Here is a 14,316-nt window from a genome sequence, read left to right as displayed (position 1 = left end):
TAGCTAAAATTACTGCACTTACTGTGGTTCAGTACATTAATAAAACATATTTTAATCGAAATATTAACAACCTTAAATTCAAATCATTTAAAATGCACAACGGGTAAAAAGAATTATTTTATAAAATCGTTAATATTCTGTTGTATAGTGAAATTATTAATAATATTAATTTTTTCTAATCAATTTAGATTTTTATTAGATGTATTAATTATTGATTTATTAATTATTTTTAAATTAGTTAACTTAAAAATATTTAATAAATATTCAGAATTATTAAGTTTAATATTTGTATATATTACTTCATTTATTTTAATATTTTCTATTTTTAAAGGTGATTATTTCAAAAATATTAAATCATTTTCTTATATAAGAAGTATAAATTTTGATCAAATTTTAATTCCAGGAAATTATAAAGAAAATGAATTGGACATTAATAATTTAAAGATAAGTAAAACCAAATTAGAAAAATTTCTACAATATCAAATTTATCTACAACAAATTGATTCTACTGATGTAAAAAAAGGCTTTTATTTTGAAAAAATGGACAGAAAAAAAAGAGAGAAGATTTTAAACATTTTGAAAGAAGAACAAAAAAAGCAAGTTAAATAACTTGCTTTACTATTATTCCGCTTTTCCTTTTATTCTGAAAATTTTTCGAGAAGAAACTGGATCGTTAGATGTAATTGTTACGGATTTATTAAAATCTCCAGTAACTCCTCCACTTGAATATTTAATGGTAATATCCGCAGATTTTCCTGGTTGGATAGGTGTTGTAGGATATTCAGGAACTGTACATCCACAAGATCCAACAACACTTTTAAGAATTAAAGGTTTATCACCTGAGTTGGTTACTTTCATCTTAGCTGTTACTTCAGTATTCAACTTTATATTTCCAAATTGAATTTCTTCTTTTTCTAAACTAAGTGTTTGAGCAAATAAACTTGTAACGCCTAAAGTAAAAGTGCCTAAAAACATTAATTTTTTCATGACGATAATTAATTTATAATCAAATGTACAAAAGAATTTTACTTTAAATAAAATTACTTTCAAATTTATTATAAATAATATTCCAAAATTGGAATATATATTTAATATACTAGGCAGTTTAAGGCAGATTGTGTAAATTTGCCCAAATTTATTTTAAGTCATATATAAATAATGGAAATCGCATCTAAATATACGCCAACGGAAGTTGAAGGAAAATGGTATGAATACTGGATGGAGAAGAAGTATTTTAAATCTACTCCAGATGAAAGAAAAGCTTACACAATCGTCATTCCACCACCAAATGTAACAGGTGTCTTACACATGGGACATATGTTAAATAATACGATTCAGGACGTTTTAATTCGTCGTGCGCGTATGCGTGGATTTAACGCTTGTTGGGTACCAGGTACAGACCATGCTTCAATTGCTACTGAAGCGAAAGTTGTTGCGAAGTTAAAAGAGGAAGGTGTTTCTAAATTTGATATTGGTCGTGAAGAATTCTTAAATCACGCTTGGGATTGGACGCATAAACATGGTGGAATTATTTTAGACCAATTAAAAAAGTTAGGAGCTTCTTGCGATTGGGATCGTACGAAATTTACGATGGATCCAGATTTATCTGAATCTGTTCAACGTGTTTTTGTTGATTTATATAATAAAGGATTAATTTACCGTGGATACCGTATGGTAAACTGGGATCCGGAAGCAAAGACAAATATTTCTGACGAAGAAGTTATTCATGTTGATAAAAATGGAAAATTATATCATTTAAAATATCAAGTTGACGGAACTAATCAATACATTGTAGTAGCGACAACTCGTCCTGAAACAATTTTTGGTGACTCTGCAGTTTGTATCAATCCAAATGACGAACGCTACGAATGGTTGAAAGGAAAACAAGTTATTGTTCCAATCGTTGGTCGTAAAGTAAATATTATCGAAGACGAATATGTTGACATCGAATTTGGTACAGGATGTCTTAAAGTTACGCCTGCGCACGATGTAAACGATTACGAATTAGGTAAAAAACATAACTTAGATTTCATTGATATTTTTACGGATGATGCGAAATTGAATGATTTAGGATTAAATTATGCTGGATTAGATCGTTTCAAAGCGCGTAAAGAAATCGAGAAAGAATTAGAAGAAAAAGGTTTACTTGAAAAAGTAGAAAATTATAATAATAAAGTTGGTACATCTGAAAGAACAGGAGCTGTGATTGAGCCTAAAATCTCTAATCAATGGTTCTTGAAAATGACAGATTTAGCTAAACCAGCTTTAGATAATGTAATGAATGATACGATTAAATTTCATCCTGCGAAATTTAAAAATACATATCGTAATTGGATGGAAAATGTAACAGATTGGAACATTTCTCGTCAATTATGGTGGGGACACCAAATTCCTGCATTTTTCTATGGTGAAGGAAACGAAGATTTCGTTGTTGCTCTAACAAAAGAAGAAGCTTTACCATTAGCACAAGAAAAAACAGGAAATGCTGCATTAACGATCGAAGATTTACGTCAAGACGAAGATGCGTTAGATACTTGGTTTTCTTCTTGGTTATGGCCAATTTCTGTTTTCAACGGAATCAATGAGCCAGAAAACGAAGAAATCAATTATTATTATCCAACACAAGATTTAGTAACTGGTCCAGATATTATTTTCTTCTGGGTTGCACGTATGATTGTGGCTGGATATGAGTATCGCAACGAATTACCTTTCGAAAATGTATATTTTACAGGAATTGTTCGTGATAAACAAGGTCGTAAAATGTCAAAATCGTTAGGAAATTCCCCAGATCCAATCGAATTGATGAACGAATATGGTGCAGATGCAACGCGTATGGGAATGTTGTTAACGGCGCCTGCTGGGAATGATTTACCTTTCGATGTTGATTTGTGTTTACAAGGACGAAATTTCGCTAATAAAATTTGGAATGCTTTCCGTTTAATCAAAGGTTGGGAAGTGAAAGAAGATTTAGAACAAACTTCTGCTCAAGCAAAAGCGGTTGAATGGTTCGAGAATAAATTCCAACATGCGTTAGCAGATATCGAACATAATTACGATCAATATCGTTTATCTGATTCGTTAATGGCGATTTATAAATTGATTTGGGATGATTTCTGTTCATGGTATTTAGAAGCGATTAAACCTACTTTTGGTGAGCCAATTGATGCAAAAACTTATGTAGTAACCATTTCTTATTTAGAAAATGTATTGAAAGTTTTACATCCATTTATGCCTTTCTTAACAGAAGAAATTTGGCATTTAATTGCAGAAAGAAAAGAAAACGAAGCATTGATTATTTCTAAATATCCAGAAGTAACTTCTTTTGATGAAACGATTATTAAAAATTTCGAAAATACAAAAGAAGCAACAACTGCAATTCGTGGTTTACGTTCAGAAAAAGGAATGTCTCCAAAAGAAGCTTTAGAAGTTTTTGCTGATGCGCAAGCAGCGAACGAAATATATGTTGATGTTTTCTCTAAATTAGGAAATGTTTCTAATTTCAATACAGGTGATAAACCAGAAAAAGGTTTTGCTTTCCGTGTTGGTACGTTAGAATTTATGGTTCCGATGTCTGATAATATCGATATTGAAGCTGAGCGTGAGAAATTACAAAAAGAGTTGGATTACAACCTAGGTTTCTTAAATTCTGTTCGTAAAAAATTATCAAACGAAAAGTTTGTTGCTGGTGCACCAGAACAAGTAATTAATACAGAACGCAAAAAAGAAGCAGATGCTTTAGAAAAAATTGCACAAATTGAAGAACAATTAGCTTCATTGTAATTTTTTATCAAAATAAAATTTAAAAACCACTTCATATGAAGTGGTTTTTTTATTAATTTTTTTCGATTAACTTTAATAAAGCATCAAAAAAGTATAAATGTCAAGCGAATTAAATTACAAAAAGGAAAAGTTGTATTCTGATTTTTTAAACCAAGAAAGAAATATTTTTGTTTGAATACCAGAGCGTTTTATAAATGAAAGATTGCCTGTTTTGTATTTATTGGATGGAGGAATTAATGAAAAATTTAAGCAAATAGCAAAACTAATTGACGAATTAATTAAATCAAATCGTATTCAACCATTGATGATTATAGGAATCGAAAATATCAATCGAAATTTAGATTTTACAAGAAATACAAACGTTGCAAATGACAAAAAATGGGTTCCAGAATATGGAAATGCAGATAATTTTGAGAAATTTATTGTGTTAGAACTACTTCCTCATATTTCGAAAAATTACAAGACAAATAACTCGAAAACTATTGTTGGTGAGTCTTTAGGAGGATTATTGGTAATGGATATATTGTTTTATTTTCCTCATTATTTTGATTCTTTTATTGCAATTGATCCTTCGCTTTGGTGGAATAATCACGAATTGTTTGATTCTTATTTAGAAAAATTTGATTTTAATCTGTTAGAAAATAAAAAGATTTGGATTTCAAGTTCTAAAATAGTCTCAATTTCAAAGTTTACAGATCAATTTGTAGAAAAATTACGTGGAAAAGATAACTTGAAATCCAACTGGAATTATTTACATGATTCTTCTCAAAATCATTTTACAATTTTCAATTCATCTATAGAATCAGCCTTAATATGGACGTTTAAGTAATATTTTTTTGAATGATTCATATTACTTCAATAGGTTTCTCCAACAAGTTTGTCTAAATTTGTAAACCTTTTTAAAAAGAATTAATGCAGTATTTAGAACTACTTTTAATCGGAATTTTCACAGCTTTTATTGGATCATCCATTCCTGGATTGTTGAATATGACGGTGGTGAAAATTGGGAAACAAGCAGGAACTAAAAGTGCATATACTTTTATGTCAGGAACAGCGGTTACGATTGCAATTCAGGTTTATTTGGCAATTTTTCTAGCAAAATTTATTGATTTTAATAAAGAAGTTACCAAAATTTTTAGGGAAGTTGGATTAGCTGTTTTTGTAATTATTACGATTTATTTTCTCTTTTTTGCCAAGAAACAAGATCAAAAAAAGAAGAATAAAAAACTAAAAAAACAAGATGATGTAAAACAAAAAAATAAATTCATCTATGGGTTATTGTTATCCGCTATAAATGTTTTTCCAATACCTTTTTATGTGTTTTTAAGCGCAACATTGGTTTCGTATAATGTTAATGTTTTTGGACAGCCAAACAGCTCAGTTTTTGCTTTAGGAGTTGTAGTTGGTTCGATGATTATTTTTGGTCTATATCTGAAATTTTTTAACTCAAAATCAGAAGAAGATTCATTTATTTTAAAGAATATCAACTATGTAATTGGAGGAGTGACGAGTGTGATTTCTTTGTTAACGATTTATCAGCTTTTTCAATAAAAATTTAATTCAAATTTTGCTTTGGATGCGAGTATTTAACCAAATATTCCATCACTTCATCGCATTCTTTACCTTCTAAAATATAACTCAAAATATCCTCAATTAACTCATCAATAATTTGAGGATTAAACTCAAATTTTTTAGCCAAATCAATGCAAATTGCCTTTTCATTTTGATGAATATTCAAATCCACAACCATTAACAAAACAGCGTCGTACAACAAAGAAAGTCGATCTGTAAATGTTTTAGGCAACGTAAAATCAAACTTCGTGTTTTCGTTCAGAATATAACTTACATCTTTAGCAGAAAGTTCATGGTATTTGGCAATATCAGAAATAATTTGAATCTCTTTTTCATTCAAATTACCATCACTTTTACCAATAATAAATAAATTTTTGATGTGATTTAATTTATCAACCAAAGTAAGATTATTTTTCATTTGACGCTTTTTGGGATTAAAAATACTCAAAATAATAGTAAATTAACGTTCAAATTTTTTCATGTGTCAGATTTTAAAACGAAAATAGATGAGATTTATGATAAGCAATGTGAGAATAAAGCAAATATTCGTCATCTTACTGTTTATCAGCGGAAAGAAAGTTTGAAAAACTTAGAAAATTCAATTCTAAATCATCGTGCCGAAATAGAAGATGCATTATTTTTGGATTTAAGAAAATCTAAAATAGAAGCTGATTCTACCGAAATATTTCCTGTTTTAGCTGAAATTCGATTATTTCGAAAGAATTTGAATTGTTGGACAAAAACGAAAACAGTTTCAAATAATTTACTTTTTTTCGGTTCAAAAGCGCAAATTCAACCAGAAGCTTTGGGAAATTGTTTGATTATTTCGCCTTGGAATTATCCTTTTCAATTGTCTTTAGTGCATTTGGTTGCTTGTATTTCAGCTGGAAATACAGCAATTCTTAAACCTTCGGAGTTTTGTCCAAATGTTTCAAAAGTTATTGATAAAATTATTTCTGAAGTTTTTGAAGAAAATCATGTCGCGCTTATCGAAGGAGAAATTGAAGAAACGACTTATTTGTTAACCAAAAAGTTTGATCATATTCATTTTACAGGTTCGCCAAAAGTGGGTAAAATTGTGATGCAAGCAGGAGCAAAGCATCTTTCCTCGGTGACGTTGGAGCTAGGAGGGAAATCGCCTTTGATTATTGATGGAACAATTCCGATGCAAGAAGTGGTTGAAAAAGCAGTTTGGGGAAAATTGATAAATTTTGGTCAAACATGTATTGTGCCAGATTATATTTTAATTAAAGAAAAATTTCAAAATCAATTTATAAAAACGTTTATTGAACATATAGAAAAAGTCTTTGGAAAAAATCCTTCGCAATCGAAAGATTTGGCGAGAATTGTAAATCTTCAAAATTATAATCGCTTAAAAAAATTGATTGAAAATGCAATAGAAAATGGTGCAAATTGTCCTTTCGGAAATGAATACATTGAAGCTGAATTGTACATTAAACCAACTTTATTGACAGATGTTCCATTCGATGCAAAAATCAATGATGAAGAAATATTTGGACCAATTTTCCCGATTTATACATTTAAAGGAATAAATGAAGTAATTAAATCTATTAATCAGAAAGAAAAGCCTTTAGCTTTATATATTTTTTCGAAAGATTCTATTTTTATTGATAAAATTAAGAATGAAACTTCATCTGGTTCTGTGGTAATTAACGAAACATTGGTGCAAATCTTACATCCAAATTTGCCTTTTGGTGGAGTTAATAATTCTGGAATTGGAACTTCAACAGGTTATGCAGGTTTCAAAGATTTTTCGCATATGAAACCGATTTTAAAAGTCAATCGTTTTTTATCGCCATCAAAATTTCTCAATTATCCCTATAATTCTACAACTCAAAAGGTAATTGATTTTTTGATGAAATATTTTTAAATCTCTGTTCAACGATTTAATTTTATATTTGTTTTATACAACAATCAATGTTATTTTTGTAGTTAAATCTTATAGAATTGTTATCAAAAAAGACAAAATACGGACTAAAAGCGATGGCTCATTTGGCCAGACAAGAAAGAAACAAACCAGTTTTAATCGGACAAATTTCTGAAACAGAAGTTATTCCGAAAAAATTCTTGGAGGCTATTTTATTGGATTTAAAAAAGTTAGGCTTTGTCAATTCGAAACAAGGAAAAGGTGGTGGATATTATTTGGCACGTGATGCGAAAGATATTAGTTTAGCATCTTTGATTCGTGTTTTAGAAGGACCAATCGCGCTTTTACCTTGTGTAAGTAAAAATTACTACGAAAAATGTGATGATTGCCCTAACGAAGGAATTTGTACATTGAATAAGGTGATGGTTGAATTGAGAGATTCGACTTTAGAAATTCTTGAAAATAAATCTTTAGAAAGTTTAAAATAAATCTTTAGCCTGAGTTTTTCAGGCTTTTTTATTGTAAAATTTTATAAGAATGAAGAAAAAAAGTATAACTCTTTTTCGAGAATTCTTCCTAATTTCGAACATTTGTATTTCATGAAAAATAGATCTATACAACAAGAGTTTAAAGAACTTTTAGAACAACGTTCTTTTTCTACGCATCGTTATTTATTGGCGATTAGTGGAGGGATTGATAGTATGGTTTTGTTAGATTTATTCCGTCAAACAGCTGCAAATTTTCAGGTGGCACATTGTAATTTTCAGTTGCGTGAAGAAGACGCAAATGGCGATGAATTGTTTGTGAGAGAATATTGTGGAAAATATAATATACCGTTTCATTCGACTCGTTTTGATGTTGCGGCTTATCAGAAAGTAGGAAATTATTCGGTAGAAATGGCTTGCCGAAATTTGCGTTATGAGTGGTTTGAGCAAGTTCAACAACAAAATTGTTTGGATGTTTTGGTGACAGCGCATCATTTGGATGATAATATTGAAACTTTTTTGATTAATCTTTCTCGTGGAACAGGTTTGAAAGGTTTGGTTGGAATGCAAATTGATAATGGAAAAATCTTTCGTCCACTTTTAAATTTTACAAAAAATGATTTGTTGGAATATGCAAAATCAAATGAAATAAATTGGCGAGAAGATTATACGAATGCGACGGATGATTATACTAGAAATAAGATTCGTCATCACATTACACCAATTCTAAAAGAGCTTCATCCGCAATTTGATGAGAATTTTTTGTCAAGTTTAAATCATATCAATGATAATTATCAAATTGTACAAAATAAAGTTGGAGAAGTTAGAAGTGATTTATTCTCAGGAGATAATCCGATTGAAATTGAAATTTCAGCATTAAAAAAACTTCAACCATTAGAAACATTTTTACATTATTTGTTCGAAAAATATGGATTTTCGTCGAGCAAAGAAATTTTAAAATTTTTGGATGCAGAAACGGGAAGTGAAATAAAATCAGCAACTTATCGATTAATTAAAAATCGAGAAAATTTGTTGTTGCAAAAAATAGAAGAAGAAAATGAAGATGAATTAACGATTTTTGATGAGTTAATTGAAATCAATTCGTTAAATTTGAAGTTCGTGAAATCGATAAATCCACACGAAAACGCTACTGAAATAGTAGACTTTACATCAATTTTGTTTCCGCTTAAACTTAGAAAAGTGAAAGAGGGAGATTTCTTTTATCCAATTGGAATGAAAGGTCAAAAAAAATTGTTGAGTAAGTTTATGAAAGATTTGAAACTTTCTAAGTTAGAAAAAGAGAAGGTTTGGTTGCTTTGTGACCAAAAAGATCAAATTATTTGGGTGGTAAATCATCGTTTGGATGAACGTTTTAAAACGACAGAAACAAGTAAAAACTTTTTAAACATTACAGTATGTTAAAGAAACTTTGGATACTTTTTTTGTTTCCAATTTTAGTCAACGCACAATTATTTAGTCCTGCAAAATGGTCGAGTTCGGTGAAGGAGGTTGGACAAAATGAGTTTGAAATCGAGGTAACAGGAAAAATTGATAAAGGTTGGCACCTTTATTCAATGAAACATCCTGATGGAGGAATTGGAATTCCAGCAAGTGCATCATTTAAACCAGCTGCAAATGCAAAATTGGTTGGAGGTGCGCGAGAAGTTGGAAAACGTATAGATAAATACAGCCAAATTTTTGAACAAGATGAAAAATATTACGAAAATCAAGTGAAATTTGTTCAAAAAGTAAAAGTTTCAGGTGATAAACCTGTAAATGTATCGTACACAATCGAATTTCAGATGTGTGATGCCGAACGTTGTTTGCCACCAGATGAAACAAGCGGAACGATAAAATTAACACCTTCTGCAAAAGTTGAAGAAACGAAAGAAGAGGCAAAGCCAGCAGAAGCTACAGAAGCAAAAGATATAGTTGCCGTAACTGAAATTACGCAAGATTCTGTTCAAGAGGATTCTACAGCAGTTGTTGCTGCAACACAAGGTACGATCAAAAAAGTTGATGATTCTTTATTAGCTGATAATGAAAAGAAAGATAATGGTTTATTGAAAATCTTTTCTTTAGGATTTTTAGGAGGATTAGCAGCGCTATTGATGCCTTGTATTTTCCCAATGATTCCTTTGACTGTAAGTATGTTTACAAAACAAAGTAAATCGAAAGGAGAAGGAGTTGGAAAAGCCTTTATTTATGGTTTATCAATCATTGTTATTTATGTTGCATTAGGTTTATTGGCGACAGTTATTTTTGGACCATCTGTCCTAAATGAAATGTCAACAAATCCGTGGGTGAATTTAGCATTCTTTGCAATTTTTATTGTATTTGCAATTTCATTCTTCGGAGCTTTCGAATTGACATTACCAAGTAAATGGGTAAATGCAGCTGATAAAGGTGCTGATAAAGGTGGATTAATTGGAATCTTCTTTATGGCATTCACATTAGCATTAGTGTCATTCTCTTGTACAGGACCAATTATTGGTTCGTTATTAGTTCAAGCGACGCAAGGAGGGAACTATTATTCGTTAATCGTAGGAATGTTCGGTTTCTCTTTAGCATTAGCTATTCCATTTACATTATTTGCAATGTTCCCAGGATGGTTAAATTCAATGCCAAAATCTGGTGGATGGTTAAATACAATCAAAGTTTCTTTAGGATTTATTGAATTAGCTTTTGCCTTAAAATTCTTATCAAATGCTGATTTAGTTTGGCAAATGAATTGGTTGCCAAGAGAAATTTTCTTGGCATTTTGGATTGCAATTTTTATCTTCTTAGGATTATATCTTTTAGGTAAATTTAGATTAGAATTAGATTCACCTGTACAAACAATCGGAGTTCCGAGAATGTTATTTGCATTGGTTTCAATATCATTTGCGATTTATATGATTCCAGGTTTATGGGGTGGACCATTAAAATTATTAAGTGGTTTAACACCTCCAATAACTTATTCTGAAGCGCCTCGAGGTTTCCACGAAGGTTTAGGCGGTGGACAAGCGACAGCTAAATTTGATGATCCTAATATGGTTGCTGGCCCTCATGGAATTCCTGCATTCAAAGATTTCGATCAGGCTGCGGCTTATGCAACGAAAGTTGGAAAACCAATGTTGTTAGATTTCACTGGGCATGCGTGTGCAAACTGTCGTAAAGTTGAAGAACGTGTTTGGAGCGATGAGCGTGTGAAGAAAATTTTGGCTGAAGATGTTGTTTTAGTTTCTTTATATGTTGACGAGGCAAAAGAATTACCAGAAGATCAAAAAGTATTTTCGAAAGCATTAGATCGTAATTTGAAAACGGTTGGGAACAAATGGACTTCTTTCGAGATTGAACATTTTAATGCAAATGCTCAACCTTATTATATTTTGGTTGACAAAGATTTGAATCGTTTCTCAAAACCTTTAGAAGCTGAACTTGATGCAGAAGTTTACTTAAAATGGTTACAAGATGGAATTGCGAAGTATAAAGCGAAATAATTATTTTGTCCCGTCCTGAAAAATATATACAATTTTTCTGTGATTAAATACATAAATTAAACAGTAGTAGCTAACAAGTTGCTACTGTTTTTATTTTATACTCATTTAAGTAAAATTGAAATTCATCTTTAACCAAAATCAGAAGCTGAACAAGCTATTTTTATCAGCAAAACGCAGATTTATAGTTAGATGGATTGGATGAATCGATAAAAAAATCTCACATTTGTGAGATTTTAATTAACTTATAATGTTACTTTTTATTAAAATCGTCATTTCTAGTGAAATTCTGTAAGAATTTTGTATCATGAAAAAATTTTAAAATATTAGTTTATAAATTTTCTAACATCAAGATAATTTCACTTTCGATGCGTTGCATCATTTCAGTTGAAATCTCAATTTGATGTGTTACATTTTCGATGGTATTGTACGTCAATTCTCCCGTTTTCAAATTCAAATTATATTCAATTTGCCCTTCCCAAGAATTACTCGATTCATAAAATGAAACCATTTCAAAAGGCAATCTTGGTAAAATTTCGCCAAAATGTTCTTCTAATTTGATTCGATTTTCTTGATTAATAGTTAGTTTTTCCATGATTTAATAATCATTGCATTAGCAGAAGTTTCGTAGAAAATAATCGCTAATAATTGTAAAAATTCAGCATGATTTAGCTTTCCAGCAACTACTTCTTCAATATCTGCTTCGTAAAATTCTTCAATTGTTTTGGTCATCAAGGCCTTAAAATTCTCCAACGGAATATTTTGATCTTTCAATTCATTTAATAAATAATTATTCGAAGCTAAAAAATCTGGACGAGTTCCAAAAATAGGAGACTTACGAATATTTAACGCATTATGAAAAGTTTGCGAAATCAAAACGCCGCGTTCCAATTCTTCGAATTCCCAACCTTTACGAACTCTTCTTGGATTATTTTCATAGAAAATATGGTTGTGAAAAGCGTGAATATGTTTCGCAATATCCGTGTTGGTATGTAAATAAAGAAACTGTAAAATCGAACTAAACAAATGATTTGCGTTCAGATTCGCTGGATAATATGTGTACAATAATGGATAATGAAACAATGTTGTGTACAAAGGTGAAAAACTATCAATAATGTTTAAATTCAATACATTTATTCCTTCAAAATCTACTTTCTGATTCGTTTGATAATAATTAATTCCAGCCAAATAAATATCCTCATAACTCAATTCAAACTGATTAAGATACGCTCCAATTTGTTTGAAAAATGATGTATTTAAATTATGATTTGTAACTAATTTATATTGTTTATTTTCAAATTCTTCGATAAAATCTAACTTAAACTCTGACTTTAAATTATAATTGATAACCTTATCAAAATCAAATGATTTATTTCTAATTACATTGACATAAATTTCGTTGTAAGTATAAATAATTTGCTTTATTGGTTCTGTATCCAAAGCTTCAAACGGATTGATGTCAGCATTTGGCGTAGCATACAACGTAAACAAACGATGAAATTCTTGCTGAATCTTTTCTTCTTCCGCAAACATATTCATCAATTGATTAGTGTTCGCAGCAATAATACTTTCACCTAAAAAAAATAAAATACCAGCTTTCAAATCTTCATCAAAACCACATCTTTCAAGGGTTTGATCAAAATAAGTTTTGAATGGATTTTCAGGATTTTGGCTCATATCGAATAATTTTTTTTATCATTTAAAAAGTAAAAGTATTGATTTTTTGAAGATTTAAAACGAAAAAACCTCTGTAAAGCAGAGGTTTTTGAAATTTATTTTAGTGAATTTGTTTAACTTATTAAAATTCAACCATTGAAGGATTCAATCCAGAAAAACCATCAGCTGGCATTTCATCTATCGCTTTTACATCTTCTGCACTCAATTTAAAATTATTTGAAGTTAAATTCGCTTCAATATTTTTTTCTGAAGTGGAGCGAGGAAGTGGTAAAATTTCTTTCGCCAAACAATAATTAATACAAATCTGACCAACTGAAACATTGTATTTATCAGCCAAAGAAACAATTAATTCGTTCTCCAAAATTCTTCCAGAACCTAGTGGACTCCATGCTTCAACTAACAAATCGTTTTGTCTACAAAAATCGACTAATTCTGGTTGCGAATGTCCTGGATGAATCTCAATTTGATTAACCATTGGTTTGATTTCAGCCGTTTCAAATAAAGCTTCCAAATGATTGATATTGAAATTACTTACACCAATCGCTTTTGCTTTTCCAGATTTGTAAATTTCCTCAAAAGCTCGCCAAGTTCCAGCATTCAATTCTGACCAAGTATCAGGAAATTGCGTTTCATTTGCTGGCCAATGAATCAAATATAAATCCAAATAATCTGTCTGTAAATCCGTTAATGTTTGCTGAAATGCAGCCATTGCTTTTTCGTATCCACGCTCAGAATTCCAACATTTAGATGTAATGAATAATTTGCTACGATCTACATTTTCAGCTTTCAAAACTGTTCCAATTTCTTTTTCATTTTTGTAGATTGCTGCCGTGTCAATATGTGTATATCCTTTTGTTAATCCTATTTTTAGAGGTTCTATAACTTTTTCACCTTCTAATAACCATGTTCCAAATCCAATTGCAGGAATTTCGATCCCGTTTGATAGTTTAAAGTTTTCCATTTTTTCAATATTTATATATTCAAATTTATCTCAAAACAACCAATTTCAATAATTAGTAGACGTTAATTCTTATGTTAAAACTCATTTATAGAAATCTTAAATTTAATTGTTTGTTAATAAAATAGTTCTATATTTATTCTCGAAAAGTGATAGGAAAAAATATTAAAAATGACACAATTTACAGGTACGATTGAGGATTTTATGAATACACATGAAGAATTTATTAATACTTTGATTCTTAGAAAAATTAATCAACAAGTTGTATTAGATAAGAAAGATGCAGAAGATATTCAGCAAAATGAATTTATTCAACAAAAATTAGAGGATTTAAAAGAACATATGACTGATTTGTTCGAAAATGAATTTGGTGATTGGGAAATTACAATGGATTTAGAATCTTTTGAACAAGAATTTGATAAACATTTTCAGATTTCGAAGCAAGAATTAGAAGATAATGTGCTGTTGATGTAGGGG

At 30.0% G+C, this 14,316-nt stretch carries 14 protein-coding genes; 9 read left to right on the top strand and 5 right to left on the bottom strand.

Annotated elements, in window-relative coordinates:
• Positions 1 to 147 precede the first annotated feature (147 nt).
• A complete protein-coding gene (locus B4G36_RS06650) occupies positions 148 to 609 on the top strand; it encodes a hypothetical protein (protein WP_291062868.1) in 462 nt (153 codons plus the stop codon).
• A 12-nt stretch (positions 610 to 621) separates the two neighbouring features.
• Here B4G36_RS06650 and B4G36_RS06645 read toward each other — a convergent pair whose 3' ends face one another.
• Positions 622 to 987, bottom strand: a complete 366-nt coding sequence (locus B4G36_RS06645) for a DUF1573 domain-containing protein (protein WP_291062867.1) — start codon at positions 985 to 987, stop codon at positions 622 to 624.
• 171 nt (positions 988 to 1,158) lie between these two features.
• Here B4G36_RS06645 and B4G36_RS06640 point away from each other — a divergent pair, with 171 nt between their 5' ends.
• The 3 genes from B4G36_RS06640 (at position 1,159) to B4G36_RS06630 (ending at position 5,331) form a co-directional block, all read left to right on the top strand.
• Positions 1,159 to 3,780, top strand: a complete 2,622-nt coding sequence (locus tag B4G36_RS06640; protein ID WP_291062866.1) for a valine--tRNA ligase — start codon at positions 1,159 to 1,161, stop codon at positions 3,778 to 3,780.
• 202 nt (positions 3,781 to 3,982) lie between these two features.
• Positions 3,983 to 4,609, top strand: a complete 627-nt coding sequence (locus tag B4G36_RS06635) for an alpha/beta hydrolase (RefSeq protein WP_291062865.1) — start codon at positions 3,983 to 3,985, stop codon at positions 4,607 to 4,609.
• An 83-nt stretch (positions 4,610 to 4,692) separates the two neighbouring features.
• A complete protein-coding gene (locus B4G36_RS06630; RefSeq protein WP_291062864.1) occupies positions 4,693 to 5,331 on the top strand; it encodes a LysE family transporter in 639 nt (212 codons plus the stop codon).
• Between the two features lie 4 nt (positions 5,332 to 5,335).
• Here the strand turns inward: B4G36_RS06630 and B4G36_RS06625 are convergent, their stop codons facing one another.
• Positions 5,336 to 5,770 carry a hypothetical protein gene (locus B4G36_RS06625; RefSeq protein ID WP_038334450.1) on the bottom strand — a complete coding sequence of 145 codons (435 nt, stop codon included), beginning with the start codon at positions 5,768 to 5,770 and terminating at the stop codon, positions 5,336 to 5,338.
• Between the two features lie 63 nt (positions 5,771 to 5,833).
• Here B4G36_RS06625 and B4G36_RS06620 point away from each other — a divergent pair, with 63 nt between their 5' ends.
• The 4 genes from B4G36_RS06620 to B4G36_RS06605 all read left to right on the top strand — a co-directional run bounded on the left by B4G36_RS06620 (position 5,834) and on the right by B4G36_RS06605 (position 11,207).
• Positions 5,834 to 7,243, top strand: coding sequence for an aldehyde dehydrogenase family protein (locus B4G36_RS06620; protein ID WP_188319979.1), 1,410 nt, complete (start codon positions 5,834 to 5,836; stop codon positions 7,241 to 7,243).
• Between the two features lie 77 nt (positions 7,244 to 7,320).
• Positions 7,321 to 7,728 (top strand): RrF2 family transcriptional regulator, encoded by a 408-nt coding sequence (locus tag B4G36_RS06615; RefSeq protein ID WP_291062863.1) that lies wholly within the window; start codon positions 7,321 to 7,323, stop codon positions 7,726 to 7,728.
• Positions 7,729 to 7,839: 111 nt separating this feature from the next.
• Positions 7,840 to 9,147 carry a tRNA lysidine(34) synthetase TilS gene (tilS, locus tag B4G36_RS06610; protein ID WP_286496179.1) on the top strand — a complete coding sequence of 436 codons (1,308 nt, stop codon included), beginning with the start codon at positions 7,840 to 7,842 and terminating at the stop codon, positions 9,145 to 9,147.
• The gene (locus tag B4G36_RS06605; RefSeq protein ID WP_291062862.1) at positions 9,141 to 11,207 is read left to right on the top strand and encodes a protein-disulfide reductase DsbD family protein; all 2,067 of its coding nucleotides are present in this window, start codon (positions 9,141 to 9,143) and stop codon (positions 11,205 to 11,207) included. The genes tilS and B4G36_RS06605 overlap by 7 nt, the downstream gene beginning before the upstream one ends.
• A gap of 328 nt (positions 11,208 to 11,535) precedes the next feature.
• On the opposite strand, the gene B4G36_RS06600 is transcribed toward B4G36_RS06605, so the two are convergent.
• The 3 genes from B4G36_RS06600 to B4G36_RS06590 all read right to left on the bottom strand — a co-directional run bounded on the left by B4G36_RS06600 (position 11,536) and on the right by B4G36_RS06590 (position 13,842).
• A complete protein-coding gene (locus tag B4G36_RS06600) occupies positions 11,536 to 11,799 on the bottom strand; it encodes a hypothetical protein (RefSeq protein WP_291062861.1) in 264 nt (87 codons plus the stop codon).
• Positions 11,787 to 12,881, bottom strand: coding sequence for a hypothetical protein (locus tag B4G36_RS06595; RefSeq protein ID WP_291062860.1), 1,095 nt, complete (start codon positions 12,879 to 12,881; stop codon positions 11,787 to 11,789). The genes B4G36_RS06600 and B4G36_RS06595 overlap by 13 nt, the downstream gene beginning before the upstream one ends.
• 121 nt (positions 12,882 to 13,002) lie before the next feature.
• Positions 13,003 to 13,842, bottom strand: coding sequence for an aldo/keto reductase (locus B4G36_RS06590; protein ID WP_291062859.1), 840 nt, complete (start codon positions 13,840 to 13,842; stop codon positions 13,003 to 13,005).
• A gap of 168 nt (positions 13,843 to 14,010) precedes the next feature.
• Here B4G36_RS06590 and B4G36_RS06585 point away from each other — a divergent pair, with 168 nt between their 5' ends.
• On the top strand, positions 14,011 to 14,313 hold the full coding sequence (locus tag B4G36_RS06585; RefSeq protein WP_291062858.1) for a hypothetical protein: 303 nt from the start codon (positions 14,011 to 14,013) through the stop codon (positions 14,311 to 14,313).
• Positions 14,314 to 14,316 lie beyond the last annotated feature (3 nt).

Origin of the sequence: Empedobacter sp. UBA3239, assembly GCF_002362875.1 — a bacterium.
Taxonomy (GTDB): Bacteria; Bacteroidota; Bacteroidia; order Flavobacteriales; family Weeksellaceae; genus Empedobacter; species Empedobacter falsenii_B.
Note: the sequence above shows the minus strand (reverse complement) of the source record. Positions and strands in the feature narration are given on the sequence as shown.